The sequence below is a fragment of the Clostridium fungisolvens genome (genome assembly GCF_014193895.1).
Taxonomy (GTDB): domain Bacteria; phylum Bacillota; class Clostridia; order Clostridiales; family Clostridiaceae; genus Clostridium_AR; species Clostridium_AR fungisolvens.
In genome coordinates, this window is record NZ_BLZR01000001.1 from 3,927,545 (window position 1) to 3,946,661 (window position 19,117).

Below are 19,117 nucleotides of genomic sequence, written 5' to 3' on the forward strand. Positions count from 1 at the left end.
CTATATCTCTCCTAGATTATTTATTCGATTTCTTCTTATGATACTTGAAAGCATTCCTGTCCTATCACTTTTACTTGTGGTTTCTAAGGATTGCTGCATTAAATCAGCTTGCTTTTTAATTATATCTATAAACATTTTAACGTCACTTTCCGGCATTCCAGGAATTTGTACAAGGCCAATTAAGAACTTAAACTCTTTTCTGAGCAAGATTAGTGAGTTAGTAAGCATATTCATATCTCCGCCACTAAAACTAAGTGATCTATCAAATTTATCTGATGCTCTTTTTAATCTAATTTGAATAACATCATTTAGTTGGCTTGCAATCCTTCCACCAACACCACCAGTTAGATCAATTGATCCATTCTTTATACTACTTAGTACTTCTTCATCATGAGTACCTTCTTTAGCTAAATCAAAGCAGTGAACCCACTCTAAATATGTGCTTGGACTTTTCATATATTTCTCCTTACCCTTTTAACTACTATTGCAGGCGGCAATAAATCCCATTCAGGAAATGAAGCTGCAAACTCATCAACTGATTCCGTTTTATTTATATTTGCTTTAGTATCATTTACAGGCTGTTCTTTTGCTAAGTTTCTATTTATAAGTAAATTCTTTTCACTCATTACTCTCATACCCTTCCTATAATACTTGTCTTACTTTATTAGAATTTTGAACAGTTATATATTGTTCTGGTGTTAATTCATTAAGTAAGTCTATAACTTTTTGGCTGTTCTTATCTTTTTCTGAGTATAGTCTTCTAAAATCAACCACTTCAGCTAAAAATCCATTTAAAATTTGTAGATAGTTAGTTCTTTCATTTTCAATCTGTTCAATTACTGCATTTCTACCCTTATCTATAGCTCTCTTTTGCATAAAGATATAAGTTGCTGTAATAATAGCTACTATTATAGGTAAAATTACAGTAACAATGCTTAAAACAAACAAAATTGCTCCTATAATTCCTGATATTATTACCTTTTTATTAGGGAATTTTAGTTTGCTAAGTTGCTCAGCCTTTATGTTGTCCATATAATTGTTTAATGAAGCCTTTAACTCTGCTTCGTTTGATCCATCTCTAGATTTATCTTTCCAATCTGAAATTTCTAATTCAATATCTAATGGAACACTTGCTCTATTTTTAGCAGTTAGATCTTCATAAGCATCCACAATCCACTGTTTTGAAAGTGTAATCGCTAATTTCTGTGTAGTGATTAAAGCTCCTGAGGATTCTGGTGTTAATGCAATACTAGTCAAATGCTGTGAGAAGTCCTCATATTCTGAATATGCCTTAACTTCTTCATCAAATCTTTGAGTAGCCCTTTGAATATTTCCATTTTCTTCAATTGTTAATTGATTCTTTCTTAATTTTGACCTTAATGGCAATTCGTCATTATCATAATTTTTAACTAAGTTATCTAGTATCTCATCTATTTTTGCAGATAGTGAGGCTGCATTATTAACTTTAGTATTAAAGATATTGCTGAAGTATTGATAAATATTTTCATGAATTTCAGCAAACTCTAGTGAATCCTTCATCTTTGTCCATGTAGGACTATATTTACTTAAAACCGGAAAATTATCTCCATCTATAGTAGTTTTTCTCGCTAAAATAGCACTTTGCCATTGCTCTCTTTGCTTCTCAACAAATCCAGCACTTGAGGAAAGTTCATTTAACCAGTCTTTTATTTTATTTGTACACACTCCATTTATATCTCCACCAAAAAGTCCTGCAGCAAATGCATCTAAAACTACAATTATTCTTCTTTCCATCTTCTTTGGATCTTGCATTGAAAAATATCTTTCTAGCCAAACTAAAGATCCATCCAGCTTTCCTGCTCTTTTGCTAATTAAGCAAAAAAGTAGTGAAGTCTTTTCATCATCTCTTCTCATAGCTTCCTTTAAAGCCTTATCTGCAAGTTCTTTATTGTCACTAAGCCATGCAGATAATGCGATTAAAGCAGGTGCTAACCAATATCTTGGAGTAGAAATCATCATCTCTTCAGTAGCATTTTCAATAGTTTCTTTCTTTACTATACTAAGATCAGACGCTTGCAAAATGCCCACTGTATGATTTCTTATGGTTTCATAATTTCCAAACTTTTTTCTTAGTTCTTGTTCTAGCAAAGCAACAGTTTGTTTCGCATCAGCTAAATTTGCAACTCTATTTGATTCGTTAACAAAGTTCCTGAACTCAGCTGTTAAATTGGCTAATTCTGTTGCAACTGAACTTACTCTATTATCTACATTGCCAACTTGACTCGAAACTATTTCAATATTATCTGCTACCACTGCTAAATTATTAGCTAGCCTACTTAAATTATTCTCAATATGATTTAGATTTGCCCTACTTATTGATTGATCCGCCATTTTTACATTTCCCCCTACTTAACTATATTTACAGTTCCATCGGACTTTACTGCACATAAGATATCTGTATAAACTTCAATAAATTTATAACCTCCATGTAGAGCTAAACCTCTCGCTTTTTCCATTAATGATGGAAGGCTTTCATTTATTAAATAATGAGTTACTATATTCCCCATAAAATCTACTGTATGAACATCATATCTATCTCCTAGATAACACTTTGCTAAAAGTCCCACTAAATTATGTTCTTCTGGTATATCCTTAAACTCATCTTTTATTACGTTTACACAATCATCAAATTGCTTTTTGCAGTGTTCACATCCTCCTATATCTAACTTTTCGATTGCATCCATGTACTCATTTGACCTTTTAACTCTCAATCTTTTTTCTAAAGTTAACAAATCCATTGCCATCCTTGTATTGCTTGTTGATTTAATACTTAAATCTAATTTCTCTTGGTGATTTATGTTATTTGATAAAATTGGTCTTGGCATATTATACCCCCTTGATAAGGTCAAAAACTTTTTATTTTATGTAGTATTATGTATATTCTTAAACTTAATTGTATTATACATTATTACTTCCAATTTAGGAATATAATTGTATAACTTATATTTAGTGACTATCCAGCTTTTACACTCATTAATGCCGCTGGTTATAAGATATTTCAAAGTATTGCAGGTGTTAAAACATCTATCATTTCTACATTTGAAACATTCTGAAGTTTTAAAAGTTTCCTGTAGCCAACTCACTCTTTTCATAAACTGATCTTGACCTAATTTATGCTTTTAAAACAATCTAAAGGCAGGAGCTACATTAACTCCTACCTTTATACTTATAATATATGATCTTTTTTAGCTTCTATTGCACATAGGGTGACTTAGGATAACTTTCTCTATATTTTCCTCTAGTCTGAAGTCCCCCAATCCCCTTTATACCTGTTATTGTATTCTCTATAACATCAGTTATAGAAACCACCTGACCTATTCTTGTATAGGCTACTTTCTCACATACAAACACAGTATCTAAACAATGTATTAGGACTCTATTAGGACTTGATGCGAAGTTTGCACCTATGATATTACAAATTCAGTAATTTACTTCAGAATATATATTTAAGAAGTTATAGATATACAAAAAAAAGCTATAATCTTTTCAGATTATAGCTTTCCAACTCTTTCCCTTGGAGGGCTATTATATAAGGATCCAGATGATGCAATGCTGAATGTGCTTATCTTATCTTGCTTTTGTCTACATAATTGTACTTAGTCAATTTATATTGACTTGAGTACGGTGTCTGCTTTATCTTTTCGTTAGCATAGAACTTCTTCATGTAATCTGACTGCATGATTATTTTCAGGTTGTTCATGGCAGACTTCTGAACATCTCCTAATGTAATCTTATTATTGTCAGGATAATATCCATGATAAATAATTTGACTTCCATCTGCACTTACTTCCGCGTATTGCGTTGTCAATGGGTCCTTCCATGTTCCAGGAGCAAACCAGTTGAACTGATATGTGCGATAGATCGTTTGTCCATTTACAAGAATATTTCCTTGTCCATCTACTGTGGCATGATTCCCTTGAGCTAATTGTGCAACTACTTTGGTAGTTCCTGTAGTAGATGGCACAAATTCTCCCCAGTTAGCACTATACATAGTAATAAAACTCTTTTGCTCCAACAATGCTACCTGTCCTTTTTCATCAAATACAGGTTTCAAATCAATTAGGCCGCCCATGATGTTTTGTACTCTGTTGGTACCACCTGGCATAATTAAATCATTACCTGCGTGCATAGATTTTGAAGGAGTAGAAGATCCGCCATTCCAATCTGTCATAATTAAACCCTGGAATCCCCATTCTCCTCTTGCAAGGTCTGTACACAGATCATAACTGTCTGCTGTTGGTACACCATTAATCTTATTATAGGAGGTCATGATGGACATTGGCTGAGATGCCTTTACGGCTATCTCAAAACCTTTTAGGTATATTTCACGGAGAGTTCTTTCACTTACGATGGTATCCACTGCATTACGGTTGCTTTCCTGATTATTTGCTGCATAGTGCTTTAAGCAAGCCCCAACTCCGGGTAAGGATTGAATTCCCTGAGTCTCAGCTGCTGCGCTTAATCCTGAAATAACCGGGTCCTCTGAGTAATATTCAAAGTTTCTGCCGTTTAACGGATCCCTATGGATGTTTAAGCTAGGGCCCAATACAAGGGTTATTCCCATTTCCTTTAACTCTGCAGCAAATGCTGTTCCCACCTTATACATCAGGTCCTTATCCCATGTCTGGGCACGTAATACCGATACTGGCCAAGCGGTGCAATATTGGTAATATGTTTTCTGTTCTTCTGTGTTTACGTTAGTTGCTTTATATGATTGTTTTATACGGATACCTCCCGGCCCATCTGCAAGTATAATTGAAGGAATTCCATACTTGTCAAAATACTTTCTGGTGGTTTCGCCGGCGGCACCTGGAATAGTGTCGGAGTTTGAACCAACAATTGGTGCATTATCATTGGAAACGCCCCAGCCGGATCCGCAATTTAATGTGGCCAATTCTTCCAAGGACATTTGTGCAACAAATTCTTCCATTGTTACTTTTTTATTATAGACATCCAATAAAGTTGAACCAGGTTTATCCTTTACCTGTACTATTTTTTCATAGCTTTGTGCTTTTACTGCATTCGAATTAGTCGTGTAGGTGCTGACAACTTCACTATCGTACTGGGATGCATTATTTAGTGCTTTTGGAAAATCAGAGCTTGATAGTTTTAATACTGGTGCTTTTGCTTTTTCAGACGCTTCTCCAGTATAAGTATATGGTGTCTTTCCTTTTTTTGACCACTCTACTAGACTTTCGCTTTCTGGAACTTTCATCTGATTACTTAACTGCTCTGTTACCGTCTTCTTATCAAGTTTAACGATACCTGCTATGGATGTATTTCTGGAGGATTTTCCTACTCTGATGACATAGTCCCCTGCATCCAAAATATAAGCTGCCTGTTTCTCATTATAGTATGCCATATCTTTCGTATTGTAACTGATTTTAAGAACCTGGCTTTCACCTGGTGCCAGTTCATCGGTTTTCGCATAACCTGCTAATTCCTGGTATGCCTTTTCTGAGTCCACACTGTCTGGTGCAGAATAATAAACCTGTACTACCTCTTTGCCGGAATAGGTACTTCCTGTGTTTTTAACTTCTGCTTTTACAGTAACCCTTTCAGTATCGGCAGAAACTTCCTTTACATTTATATCAAAGTTAGTGTAGGACAAACCGTATCCGAACTCATACTTTGGAGTAATGCCAAAGGTATCAAAATAGCGGTAACCAACATATATCCCTTCATTGTATACCTCTTTATCTATTTTCTTATCGTTATTGGCAAAGGTTGCAGAAGCAGGATAATCACTGTAGTTTACAGCCCAGGTAGATGTTAATTTACCTGATGGTGTTACAGCACCGGTTACAACATCAAATAATGCATCTCCGGCTTCCTGCCCTGCCTGTCCCATTAAAAGCAAACTATCCAAACCATCTATTTGCTTAAAGAACTTTGTATCGATAACTCCACCTACATTGAGTACAACAATAACCTTCTTAAAGTTTTTACCAACCATTTCAAGGTTGGATTTTTCCACTGCTGTTAACTCATAGTCGCCAACCTCAAATGTGGTTCCATTGCTAAGTTTACCAGCCATGGTTGTCTTGCTTCGGTCTGCGCCTTCACCGGCATTACGAGAAATTACATAAATAGCAGTATCCGTATTTGCCGAGGAAGACTTCACCAAGTCCTCTGTAAGCTGCATTTCAGGATAAGAAAACGTTGTCATTGGGTTGCTAGCAGCGGTCTTTAATTCTTTATCATAACCGGCCACCCAACTTTCTAAAAATTGGCTATCAGCTACTGTATACCCTTTTCTGATAAATGTATCATAAATATTTACATGATAGCGGCTGTTCTGATTTACCATAGGGTCACCGCCTCCGCTGAGTCCACCGTTAAATGGATCGCCGGACCCGGTACCACCACGAACTGTACGAATAGCTCCATTACCGAACAGTGCAACTGATTTAGATTTGGCGGTTATAGGCAGCGCATGGTCAGCATTTTGCTCTAACAGCACCATTCCCTGAGAGGCAACACTTCTTGCTAATGTAGCGTTGTCCCTTTCTCTTTGTGATTGTGTTGGGTCTGTAGTAGCTGCTAGTGCATTATGACCGCCCCCAAAACACATCATAACCGATAAACCCCAAGAAATTATTTTCTTCCCTCTTTTCATTTAGAACCTCCTACCCCTTTCCTTCTATACTTATTTTTCAAATAAATTAAAAACAGGTTTCCTGTCTCCCCCCTTAAAAGTTTATTAGGCCACTGTATAATTGGGCTCATTTATTTCAGGGCTCGGTATTGCCCACAAAAAATCTCTAGATTCCTGCAAACAAGGCAATCTATACAATAAATGTAGTATTTTTTGAAAATCATTTCAATAAATTGGCGCAAAATGCTTTTTAAAAGCGCAAGTTGCATCTACAGTAAAAAAACAAACCGGGGCTATATTTTTCTACTGCTAAACTTTATCACCATGAAATTATAGGCAAAAAAAAATAAGCGACTATCAGCAAGGCTTTTGCCTGTAGTTGCTTTTAATATACTTTAACATCAATATCAAATTATTTATTTTGGCAATACAACATTAGCGTGAAAATACCCTTTCTCCATATAGAAGGAAAGCTGTCCACCATATTGTTTTATAATAGAGTCTACTACAGATATTCCAACTCCATGATTTTCTTTATCTTTTTTAGTGGTTTTTAAATTCGGGTTATTCTCCAAAATATTCTCACTTGTTTTATTAGAAATTAGAAATATTAAACAATCTCTTAAAGAAGTGATTTTCACTTTTATATGAGGCTCGTCCACGTTATATGAAGCTTCCATGGCATTATCTAATAAATTTGAAAGCACTGCACACAGCTCAAAATCTTTCATCTTAATATCCACAGAAGCAGATATCTGTATATGAAATGGTATTTTTTCAGAATAAGCAAGAGCACTTTTAAAACTCAGCACTGCATCAGCGGCATGGTTGCCGCACTTAACTGTTGAAAGCATCATAGCTTTATCCATGGCCAGCTCTGAAAAATAATGCTGTACTTCCTCAAACTGCTGCTTTTCAAGCATAATCTGCATACATAATATATGATTTTTCAAGTCATGTCTGAACCCATTCAGCGCATTATATGCCTTTTTAATTTCTTCATAATTCTGTACTTGCAGCTGCAGATACTGTGTATTCATAAGATAGAGAACTTTATCTTCATAGTCATTAACAATATTGGAATAAGTGATATAAAATACAATATTGATAATAAACATTGCCATCAGCATGCTTGCGAAAATATTGGATGTAATACCTGCATGTTCTAATATGAGTAGAACGCAAAAATTAAGTATAGGTATTATCATAAGAATACTCCAATAATAAAATGGTGGATTGTACTGCGTTTTAATCTTATGCTTTTGAATAATATATTCTGTCAACACCAGCAATAATGTGGTTATCACAAAATTACTAACCAGATATGATATAGGTTGTAAAGAAGGTTCAGTAACTTTATACAAATAGAAGGAAAGATCAAAAATAATTACGAAAGAACACGAGAATAATATGACAATTGAAAATTTGCTAAAAAAATTGCCCTTAATGAAAAGAACACAAAAGCCTATTGTTACGAATATAAAAATATCTACCCCGTGGAGATAAATGTAATCATTCCACATGTAACGCAGTTCAATTATAGTCAAAAAAGCTCCAATCAAAGAAAATACTATTGTATTTATGATGTAATGTTTATTCCTCTCATTTATTCCAAACAACTTTATCATCAACATCAACGCAATGCAAATGTTTACAAAATGATTAAAAAAAGTACCAATAATTACAATCACTTCAACCATTACTACACCAGTCTTCCAAACTCTTGAAAAACTTCTTTTACCCGTTTCCTACTCATCGGAAGTCTTTCTCCGGACTCAAGTACAATTTCACAGTTTCTTTTAATGGAGGCTATACATCTATAATTTACCAGATACCCTTTATGTATTCGAATAAACCCATATTCTTTCAATAGAGACTCCATATCGCCCAAGCGGTACCTGAACTCCATTACTTTCGATTGAGAAACAACTTTTAAGGTTTTATCTATACATTCAACATAAATTATTTTATTGGGATCCAGACGAATTTGCTGATTAGAGGCGGTAATGGTTATATGTTCTTTTGAATATATTAATGTTTTTATAAGAGCCTCAGTTACGCCATATATTTCTTTCTCAAATTGGCTTTTTCTTATAAACCTGAACGGACGGAACTGCAGCGATTCGTATACACTTTCTTCTAAATTGGAAATAAAAATAATCATACTTACTATAGCACAAACTTGGAGTTTTTTTGCAATATCAAATCCACTGAAATTAGGCATATCCACATCCAAAAAAATAACATCATAAAATTCATAACCTATATACTTCATAAAGACTTCGCTGTTATCAAAGGTTTCTATGGATGCACTATATTTCTGTTGCAGAAGAACATTTCTAATTTTTTCAGACATATACTCTAAAGTCATCCTAGAGTCATCACATATAGCAATCTTCATAAAAAATCACCTCTTGATAAATATTTGCATTTCTCTTAATATATTTTAACTTAATTGTTAATATTTTACAATGTAAATATGCAAGCCATCTTTTGGTGCCTCCAGGTTGCTTACAATTAAGCTTTTTACATGAATCAATACTCCTTTTTCTGTACATAGATAAATACATCTTACTTTACTTGAATTTTGTGTTCCGTAATTTCCGTATTGCAAAAATTACCTTTAAAATATCCATATCCCTTTAATCTATATAAAAAATACCCCACTGTCTCCAGCAAGGTATTTACTAACATAAGCTATACAATTCTATATAATCCTTCAATTATGATTTTAGATTTAAGTTAATGTCTTAATATAACCGCTATTGCACATAAGGTGACTTAGGATAACCTTCTCTATACTTTCCTCTAGTCTGAAGTCCCCCAATCCCTTTTATCCCTGTTATGGTATTCTCAATAACATCAGTTATAGAAACCACCTGATCTATCCTTGTATAGGCTACTTTCTCACATACAAACACAGGATCTAAACAGTGTATTAGGACTCGATTAGGGCTTGAGGCGAAGTTTGCACCACCAAACTGAACTCAAGTGCAACATTTAAGAAGATCTTTTCTTCCTATCAATTAAATTTATATGCTGAAATGTATAAAGATTTAGAAGAGAAAACTATTGGTGAAAAAATAATTAAGCTGAGAAAAGTACATAACCTAAATCAAAAAGAATTTGCTGAAATTATAGGTCATCATTTTGATACGGTACTTCATTGGGAGACTCATGATGTTATGCCTAAGCCTGAAAGTATAAAAAAGGTTTGTAATAAATTTGATTTGCAACTTGAGTACTTTCATGAGTATTATTTTTTCTACTTTAATAATCCTGGGGAGAGGGTTAGGAGGTGGAAGGAGAAAAAGAAATATACTTATAGCAAGTGTTATAAGTTGCTTGGGGTAAGTGAGTCTACACTTAAAAAGTTGATTAGTGGGAGGATTGGGTTATCTTATGAGATGTATTTGAGGTTAAAGAAGACTAGAGTTTTCTAATAATAAGTTTTAGTTAGAATATATTGAGTATATGTAGCCTTATATACTCAATATATTCCTGAAATAAAATTCTTATATTATGTATAATTGGAAGTTAAATTTACTATAAAGTTTGTACAACATTCCGCATTACCGACGTCTCCAAGCTTTAAATAGACTTCGAAAGCTGGGAAATGTGAATTTACAATTGTTTTAATATATTTTTTATTAACACATATACCTTAATTAATATTTGTTAGATATAAAGTGCTTTCGATTCAAAGCTAACAGTAATGCTTTGATAGTAACCGTTCTATATATCCTTTTTTCTGAACTCAAAAAATATGGTTTTTGTTATCTCCCTAGTTACATCTGGAATCTCGTAATTAAATGATTTTGATGGTATAGTTACTTCTATAATAAAATCAAACTGTAATGAATATATTTTTTGGAGCAAGCCTATTCTTAATTGTGGAAAAAAATAAAATAAACTAATATATTTCTTACTTTCAATTTCAAAGTTGATAAAATGATTATACATATAGCGTATATATGGGACTGTATTGTTTTTATCCAATCCTTTAAAAGGTAAAGGAGTCCAGTATTCTCTACAATAATGAAATGGCAATCTATTTCTCATTTCAATTTTATTAATTACTAATTCAAGTTCTCCACCATTCCACAACTCAAATTCAACCAGTTTGGCATCCATTACCTCTGGATTGTCCACATCAATAACTATAGTATCACCTTTCATTTCATTGTGCTCTGATTCTATTTTAATATTGCTATTTAGATATTCATAATAGTCATTTGAACTAAATTTATTGTCATATAGTTTATAAAAGTATTTATATAATTTATCCCTATAAGATTTTATCTCATTCTTAGTATAGTTCTTACTTTGACTTGTAGTTGAATCATATTTGTCATGATGTTGAAGACATAAAAAGGCTAAGTTATCTAATGAATTATTATTCCTATTTTTATCAAGATGAGCAATTTGTCCACTTTTCTCTTCATCATCCCCATTTATACCAAAGCATACGCAACATCTTCTTTTTGATTTGATTAAAACTTCAGTTTCTATTTCTGTAGATATTTTTTTTCGTTCTTCCACTTTTATCCTCCAATAATGCATTAATATCATTAACATTCTCGTACTTGAGTCGTTCCTTAAACAAATACATCTGAGGAATATTCTCTATCAGCACATGTACCAGTTAAGGAGCGTGCATCAGCCTCATAGACTTAAGTAACTTTTATTTTTCTTCTTGATTAGTGATGTTATCATGATAAGTTTTTTATATTGATAATTAAGTATTAAGTTATGGCTTATCCAAAAACTTGATTCTACAATATCAATTAAGACATTATTTAATGCATTTATTGTATATTCACCATAAGCATTTATTATAGTATCAACAATATACAGGACTTCATCTAAGTAATATGTTCCACCTTGAAAGTTTGAAGTATTTTAATACTTTGTTTTCTTCAATTAAATACAAATCGTTTCTCATATATATCAGGATGCATCTAGCCTATCCACAATATACTTACAAAAACCTTCTCGTTGAATAGATTATCAAGTCTTACCTATGACAACACATAAAATTGCAATTTGTATGAATTAGTATAAATGTAAAAATAATTACAATCTTACTTCTCATTATTGGACTAATATGTAAGACCTAATCATGTCCAATTTTATGGATTTTGATAATTATATATATAAATGCATTAATGGGTTTAGGCAACAAAATTATATCTTTTCTTATGCAGACCGTTAAATCACGTCTGAAAGCATAGATTACACATTTACTTTTTCTAGCATATTCTCATCCCCAAAATGTACCCACAGACAAATCCTGCGAATTTTATTTCTTTTATGGCATATTTGAAATTAATAAATTATACGAAGAGTAAACATGTGCATCAGAGTTTACTGTTACAATCTTACCATCTTTCAAAAAATGCTGTGCAGCTGAAGGAAAAAAGTCTCTTGGCAAGGGAATTACAGCATTTGGATTATGATATACAGAAATGCCTTCTCCCCAAGTCTCTTCACAGTTTTCGTCAACCAAATTTTCAAAAACAAGTGGCTTATCTGCGTTTGGTTCGGAATTATATACAGTACTGACTCTTATCATTATTGTATTGTTCGTATCAAATCCACTCTGCTTTCCCATTCTGTCAAACTTAGAAATAGTTCCTGACGCTGAATGTATTATTGCACTAACATTTTCAGCTCCAGGTTGAAAAAAGAATCCAGAGGGTATCTTAACCCCTGTGCTCTCTTTTATATGTGACTTTATTTTTTCACCAACAACAACCAAGTTTCCATTTTCATCATAATAGTGTGAGTGTTTTAGCCCATATAAATAATTTATTAAAGCAGTCGTACTCATGTTCATCGCCAACACATCATGAAAATCAGCTATCGCAATAACAAATGGAATATCTCTTGTATGATCATATTGCCAATAATGTAAACTTCTATCTTTAGTTGTATGATTCAATTTAGAATACAACGGACTTCCATATATTAAAGGCAATTTATTTTTTGTTTCTTCTTCTACATTTACATCTATAGGTATTCTTCGTTCGTCTATTTTTAGATATGGTGTTCTATTTTCTGCGATAACAGCCTCTACAGCTACTGAAATGTCACCATTAGAAAGCATAAAGTCAGGTGCTTCATGTTCTCTATCAATTTTTAATCCTTCCTCATGAAAATAACAAAACAAATACAATTCCCACAAACGTGAATTAAAGCCACTTGTTTGAAATTGTTCGACAAAATTCCCATCAACATCGATAAAATATGGTGTGATTTCAGAAATTAATTTCTTTGCTGCACTGTGAGCTGGTATTTCGTTAATAGCCTTAAAATAAGGATGCAACCGTGACTCCTCAACAACCAAATGGAATAAATCTACCCCAAGTCTATCATCAATATCAGGCTTTAGTTGGATTTTCCCGATATTAACTTTATTTTCAGTAAAATTTATCCACTCTTCAGCTTCTCTAATACTTTTAAATGATATTTCATTATCAATATATTTGATTTTCTTGTTTTGATTACGTGCCAAAAATACAGCATTATAATCTTTATCAGTAAAATCGAATAATATAACTGCAAAAAGCGTGGTATCTTCATTAGTGTACCACTTTACTTCATCGGCTATTGCAAAGATTGCAGAGTCTCTTATAAAGCCTACGTAAACATCGAATGCTTTTCTACTTATATATCTCATGTAAAACTTCCTTTCTCAAAATAATAATCAAAATAAGTGAAACAGTATTAGTTATAGTCAACTTCACATTATTAGCCTAATTGGTATTTGAATAATTAGAAGTTAAAATTTAAATAGAAATAAACGTACTTAAGTAAACAGGAACCCCTTCCCTCTCAAAGGACCTTACTGAGAGAGTCTTTACCGATAGATATTACTATTAATTAATATCTATTTTTACTATTATTAGTTATCTTAAAACTCTGCTCTAACCCCATTTGTCTGACTCTATCAAGCCAATCATAAATCATTGATTGGTTATATAACGAATTACCATCTTTATCTTTTACTTTTTCTAAAGCAATTCCCATCAAAGCATATTCATTTTCTAATAATGTATCAAAAACACCTTGATCATCAGTATTTATTGAAACAAACATTTGAGGATATTTTTCTGCTTTGTTTTCATCAATTTTTAATCCAAGATTGTACATATTCAGAATTGGATGTTTATCATATCTTTTGAAGGTACTTATTAAAACATTAGATGAGGGATTACTTTCAATACCTATACCACACTCTCTAATACTCACTTGCATACATCTTTGAACCTCTTTTACTGCATATATCATATATGGTTCAATTTTAAATACCTCTTTTTTATATCCATTTGCTTTTACTTTTGCATCATAATGATATCTAACATATAATTCCTCTATAACTTTGTTATTACTAATAATATTGCCATTACTTCTTTTGGCACATCTATCCCAATAGCTTACACCTAGTCTCACAGTATTATTAACATAGTATTGTGGATTATCACCTCTTAATTTCCATGACTCCATATAAGTATCAACAGGTATCACCGTTTTACTAGTTTCTGAATCCCCAGTAACTTGTGAATTATATTCAAATATGCCATCTTGCTTATCAGTATAAATCTCTATATAATATTTGTTGTAAATTGCAGTAAGCTTATCAATTATGTCAGAACAACTTTGAATATTAAAGTTTTTTATCTTTATTATTAACCACGCAATATTATCTAGTATCTCCTGTTTACTCAAGTAAACTCTATAGCATTTTTTTCGGTACCATTCCTGTACATCAATTCCTAAAGCAATAGCATGGCCCAATCTATCACCATGAGTTAAGTTTAAAAATGTTTTAGCCTCATCTATAGCTCTTAATCCATCAATAACATCCAAGAAATCTTCTCCAACATGATATGTAGCCCTAAGTTTAGAAATGCTTTTACCTTTAATAAATTGTCTTTGATAATCATTAATTGCTAAATGTCCTTTTAAAAACCTAAATACTTGTCCATAAACCTCTGGCCTAATATACAATTCATTTGAACATGCGTCTATTCCAAGTACTCTACTAGCTATTTCTTGATTTTCTTCTCTCATTTTATAAATAGCTATCCCCCAACTTTTTAATTGTTTTCTATATTTATAATGTCTACATCTATTCAAAAAGTTAAGATCTTTTTCTGTTTTTATTTCTAAAGGATCCTTAATCTTTGGAAAATGAAATACATAAAAATAATTATCAAGTAATTTTTTAACATCATTTTTTTCTTCTTTGTCAGCAAAAATTTCTCTCTCTGAAATTGAATATTCATTTTTGGGTTCATTCAAATTCTCATATTGTTTTCTCCAAAAATTATCTCCATCATTATAAATCTGATTACAAATTAATTTATCTGTATTTTTAATATTGGTTATATTTATCTGTTTCATCTCTGATGGAATCACTCTAGCTTCAATTGATAAAACATTTTGATTTTTTATAGATGTCAAAATAGCTAAAGGCTCCACAGCATCTTTTAATATGGTATTATTCTTTAAATACCCCGTTTTTCTATCTTGATAATCCGCAAAGTTAGCGAAACCTACTCTATTATTTTGCTGAATAAGTTCACCTCTTACCTTGTTTTTAATTATAATATACACATAGAACAAGTCAGCCTTCTTACTGAATTCTTTATCCCCATTATAAATTTTCTGAAAACACTTATACATAAAAGCTCTCTCGCCTTGAAATAATCTTGTAGCTTTATCCTGTGTTTTTATATCATTTGTAAGCGAATAATCCACTTTAACATAATTATTCTTATATCTTAAATCTGAGCCAAATATAAATTTTAATGTATTTATTTCAGACTGAATGTCACTTGAATAAACTGAGATAAACTCTTTATTGATTTCTCCATTTGAACTTATTATAGTTTTTAATATAGTCATCATTTCCCTTTGAGAATTTCCTTGTTTATTATCTTCAGATAATAACAAATCCTTATTAATCTCCATAAATAAAATAGTTCTAATAAGAGCTGCAATGACTATAGAATCTTCTATATTAATGATACCCTCTAAGTCCTTTTCAAGCCTATTACTCTCCCCATCTAGCTTACACAACTTCCTATTACTAATATCATTCATTAGTGCTACCCAGCTTAATTTAAAATTTGGAGCAGAACCTTTAAGATGAAAATGATTCTCTGCCATTCCATTGGAAAGCATATTGTGTAACCTAATATTATTACTTTTAATTATAGTGTCCCAATCAAAATATTCCCTTTTTACGTGCATTAACAAATCCTTAAAAGCCAAGAAAGAAGTTATAAGCAAATCCTGATCTAACTTGAGTGATACCATTCTCCATTTTAGCAAATCTTTATATGTGCATTTCACATTATTTCCATGATTCTCGAGCATTTTTTCCGAATAATTTATAAGTAAATTAAAAGCTGATTTACCAAAATCATGACCTTGAACATTTTTTTGAAGGGCATCTTCAGTGATATAATAAATATTTTCCACATCATCTTTTGAATATTGGGCATCTATTTGCTGACATAAATCCATAAAAACATTTTTATTCAAACTTCCATAGTTATTACCCTTAAAGTTATCAAATCTAAAGTAGTTTGCTAGTATCCTATATGGATTTTGTTCTTTAAATATTGCAATTAGAGGTGTTTTTAATATATCCATTTTACACCACCTACTTTTTTAGTTCTATTATCATATTATCTATTTCTTGTATACTATCATTAATTATATAGTCAATCCTAGCTTTCTCTTTTTCTTCATTCATATCCTGTTTACGTATATCTACTATACCTAATAACTTCTCAAATAACTTATTAATATCTTTGATATTTAATATAGGAATTTCATTATTTAGTATTGTAATCTGAGTCGTATAATTTTTTTTGATTGTGGACTCAAACTGTGAGAATGTATCCTTCGTTGTCTTATTAAGTTCATTATACTTTTTCTGTAAGTCCCTAAGGTATTTTTTCAATCTATTAAACTTATCTACTTGAGGCTTTTTTTCTTCTTCTGTATATTGATTTTTTATAACAGTTGGTCTTTTTATAATAATATTATTTGTTATAAATTCTAAATCAATTTTTTTACTTTGTACTTTATCAGATATTGGATTAGTTATTTCAATATGTTTAAGGACATCTAGTAGCTCAGAAAATTTATCTTCCACTATTTTATATACTTCATCAATAATTGCTCCAGAATTGTCTTTCTTGTCAAACCTAGCTTTATGTAATTTTTTATTTATTTCCTTTAGTGCTTTCATATAAAAATCTATATTCAAAAATAAAATATAATTATCGTTTTCTAAATAATGATTCCATTTTTCAACATCTTCTGATATTATTTCTTTATCAATTGATAAGTTTAATTTTTCATAGATATCATCATTTACTCCTAAAATGCTTAAAGGCTTAAAATAAAATTTAATTAAATCATTTTTTTCATCAACTGTATTAGACTGATTACTATAAAGTTTTGCTAATTTTTGAGTGCTCTGCTCTGTATATTGAGGCTCTAGCAATGAGTAATACATATTAATTTTTTGTATAATTTCCTCGTACTCTGCTTTATCTGACCATGTATTTATTTCTTTTATTGTGATTAATTCGTTCTTATATCTATAAAATTTATTTCCATCAAGTTCTTCTACACTTTCCATATCAATATATCCCTTAACATATTCCGGTAATTCAGACTTATTTGAAATTGAATACTTCAAACTATTTAAATTAAAGCCATGAATTTCAACATCAACCTCAAGTTTATTGGCATGCTTGTTACGAACAAATTCAAAATATTTGCCAACTACATCTTTACCTACAATATGTACAAGTTCTTCGGATCCAATATAAAGTTCAGTTATTAATCTAATTGAATATACTGCCTTTAGCAATTCTAAGAATTGCTTTTCCTCATGTAAAATAGCACTATCTTCATATAGTTTCATCCATGATACTACATCTCCAAGTGAAACGCTCTCATCTATTACATTTCTTCGAAGTTTATGTAGTTCATTTAAATAATTTAATATATGATTATCAACATTCTTATTTGTATTATATAATTTTGTATTTAAATGTAATAATATACTCTTATTAATATGTTGAATTGGACATTTTAATAAATCTTCAAGAAAACTTATCATATCATGATTATTGATTTTATCAATTATCATGATATGAAAATATTGGCTTATAGCTTTTAAATTATGTACAATGCTATCATTATTTATAATGCCCCCATAATATGGTTCTACATTTTGAAAAGTTGAAAATAAGAATATTAAATCTACAAGGCCCCTTAAATTCTTAGGTATTATAGCAGTATAATGATTTTTTGTTACTATACTATATCTTAAATATTTATAAAAATTTTTGATAATAAATATTTCTATAGACCCATTTTCTTTATAATCAAAATTATCCAAATGAACTTCTATTTTTGCATCACTAGCATATACGTTTGGCATATATATCCGCTTATTGTATGGAATAGTCTTCTCTAAATACTTATTAGTCTTATTATTCAATTCCTCATCTAAGGATTTTGTCAAATATTCCTGCTCCTGTTCTTGGTCTTGTTTTCTCTTTTCAGTAATTTCATCAACGTTTTTATAATAATTACATAAAACCTTTAAATCATTTATATTCTTTTGCTTTACAACCTCTTCCAACTGTTCAAATTTTACTGCCATCATTATTATAACTGAAGGAATAATTAAATATTTTCTTATATCTTCAATCATTTTTTCTCCAGCAGCTATATTCATGTCCAAATCATCAATAGTAATTATTAAAAAACTCATATTCACATAATCTTTATCTTCTTGCATATATTCAAGATATGAACTCACTAATTTTGTCATATCGCTTTTTAGAGATATTGCCGTTGATAGATCCATTAAAACCTCAAGACTATCTGAATTTTCATTAAACATATTATTCCTGTCTTTATTTAATGCTCTTAAATCTTTATATACAATCTCAAATTTTTTAACAAGCTCTTGCTTTTTAATGTAATCCTGACTTTCTTTATCTTTGAACTTTTTAAACATTTCAGCTACAACAATTTCAATAATGGAATCTTTATCATTAAAAACAGAAGGATCTATTGTATCTAACCCACAAAATTTATATTTAGCTATATTATTATAATTTTCTTGCAACACATTATCTTGCTTTATTTTACTTATACCATTTAATTGATCTAAACTATTCTTAAAACTTATCATTGCTGACGTTTTGCCAGATCCTCTTTCTCCTACAAAAGAAATGATATTGTTAAAGTCATCTTCTTTATTTTTAGAATTTTTACAACTAGATGATCTAATTTTATCGTTACTCTCAATTATATCAATTAAAGATTTTGTAGCTTTATAATAAACATCAGAAAAGAATGAATCTTCAAATTCATCTAGCTTTTCAATTTTAATTTTATATACGCAATTTTTATCTATCTTCAGAGTTTTCAAAG

Annotated in this window: 12 protein-coding genes and 2 pseudogenes; 1 reads left to right on the forward strand and 13 read right to left on the reverse strand. The window is 31.0% G+C overall.

Translation table 11 applies throughout. The annotated features are described in order from the left end of the window. The 9 genes and pseudogenes from bsdtw1_RS17305 to bsdtw1_RS17345 all read right to left on the reverse strand — a co-directional run. Positions 1–456, reverse strand: a complete 456-nt coding sequence (locus tag bsdtw1_RS17305; protein ID WP_183278798.1) for a hypothetical protein — start codon at positions 454–456, stop codon at positions 1–3. Then, entirely contained in the window at positions 453–626 is a 174-nt protein-coding gene (locus tag bsdtw1_RS17310) for a hypothetical protein (protein WP_183278799.1), read from the reverse strand. Before bsdtw1_RS17310 ends, bsdtw1_RS17305 begins: the two co-directional genes overlap by 4 nt. Positions 627–642: 16 nt before the next feature. Next, on the reverse strand, positions 643–2,370 hold the full coding sequence (locus bsdtw1_RS17315; RefSeq protein ID WP_183278800.1) for a hypothetical protein: 1,728 nt from the start codon (positions 2,368–2,370) through the stop codon (positions 643–645). A gap of 14 nt (positions 2,371–2,384) precedes the next feature. Continuing rightward, positions 2,385–2,864, reverse strand: coding sequence for a hypothetical protein (locus tag bsdtw1_RS17320; protein ID WP_183278801.1), 480 nt, complete (start codon positions 2,862–2,864; stop codon positions 2,385–2,387). A gap of 367 nt (positions 2,865–3,231) precedes the next feature. Then, positions 3,232–3,444, reverse strand: a pseudogene (locus tag bsdtw1_RS17325) (sporulation peptidase YabG); the annotation flags it as partial. 157 nt (positions 3,445–3,601) lie between these two features. After that, positions 3,602–6,658, reverse strand: coding sequence for a glycoside hydrolase family 3 C-terminal domain-containing protein (locus tag bsdtw1_RS17330; RefSeq protein WP_183278802.1), 3,057 nt, complete (start codon positions 6,656–6,658; stop codon positions 3,602–3,604). Positions 6,659–7,053: 395 nt separating this feature from the next. After that, the gene (locus bsdtw1_RS17335; RefSeq protein WP_183278803.1) at positions 7,054–7,845 is read right to left on the reverse strand and encodes a sensor histidine kinase; all 792 of its coding nucleotides are present in this window, start codon (positions 7,843–7,845) and stop codon (positions 7,054–7,056) included. A gap of 494 nt (positions 7,846–8,339) precedes the next feature. Beyond that, a complete protein-coding gene (locus tag bsdtw1_RS17340) occupies positions 8,340–9,038 on the reverse strand; it encodes a LytR/AlgR family response regulator transcription factor (RefSeq protein ID WP_183278804.1) in 699 nt (232 codons plus the stop codon). Between the two features lie 361 nt (positions 9,039–9,399). After that, positions 9,400–9,612, reverse strand: a pseudogene (locus bsdtw1_RS17345) (sporulation peptidase YabG); the annotation flags it as partial. Between the two features lie 69 nt (positions 9,613–9,681). On the opposite strand from bsdtw1_RS17345, the gene bsdtw1_RS17350 reads away from it, so the two are divergent. Continuing rightward, positions 9,682–10,080, forward strand: coding sequence for a helix-turn-helix transcriptional regulator (locus bsdtw1_RS17350; protein ID WP_183278805.1), 399 nt, complete (start codon positions 9,682–9,684; stop codon positions 10,078–10,080). 292 nt (positions 10,081–10,372) lie between these two features. On the opposite strand, the gene bsdtw1_RS17355 is transcribed toward bsdtw1_RS17350, so the two are convergent. The 4 genes from bsdtw1_RS17355 to bsdtw1_RS17370 all read right to left on the reverse strand — a co-directional run bounded on the left by bsdtw1_RS17355 (position 10,373) and on the right by bsdtw1_RS17370 (position 19,115). Beyond that, positions 10,373–11,179 carry a hypothetical protein gene (locus bsdtw1_RS17355; RefSeq protein WP_183278806.1) on the reverse strand — a complete coding sequence of 269 codons (807 nt, stop codon included), beginning with the start codon at positions 11,177–11,179 and terminating at the stop codon, positions 10,373–10,375. Between the two features lie 769 nt (positions 11,180–11,948). Continuing rightward, complete coding sequence (locus bsdtw1_RS17360) at positions 11,949–13,319, reverse strand: glycosaminoglycan attachment protein (protein ID WP_183278807.1); 1,371 nt, start codon at positions 13,317–13,319, stop codon at positions 11,949–11,951. A 203-nt stretch (positions 13,320–13,522) separates the two neighbouring features. After that, complete coding sequence (locus bsdtw1_RS17365) at positions 13,523–16,303, reverse strand: hypothetical protein (protein WP_183278808.1); 2,781 nt, start codon at positions 16,301–16,303, stop codon at positions 13,523–13,525. A 10-nt stretch (positions 16,304–16,313) separates the two neighbouring features. Beyond that, positions 16,314–19,115, reverse strand: a complete 2,802-nt coding sequence (locus bsdtw1_RS17370) for a hypothetical protein (protein ID WP_183278809.1) — start codon at positions 19,113–19,115, stop codon at positions 16,314–16,316. Between the last annotated feature and the right edge of the window lie 2 nt (positions 19,116–19,117).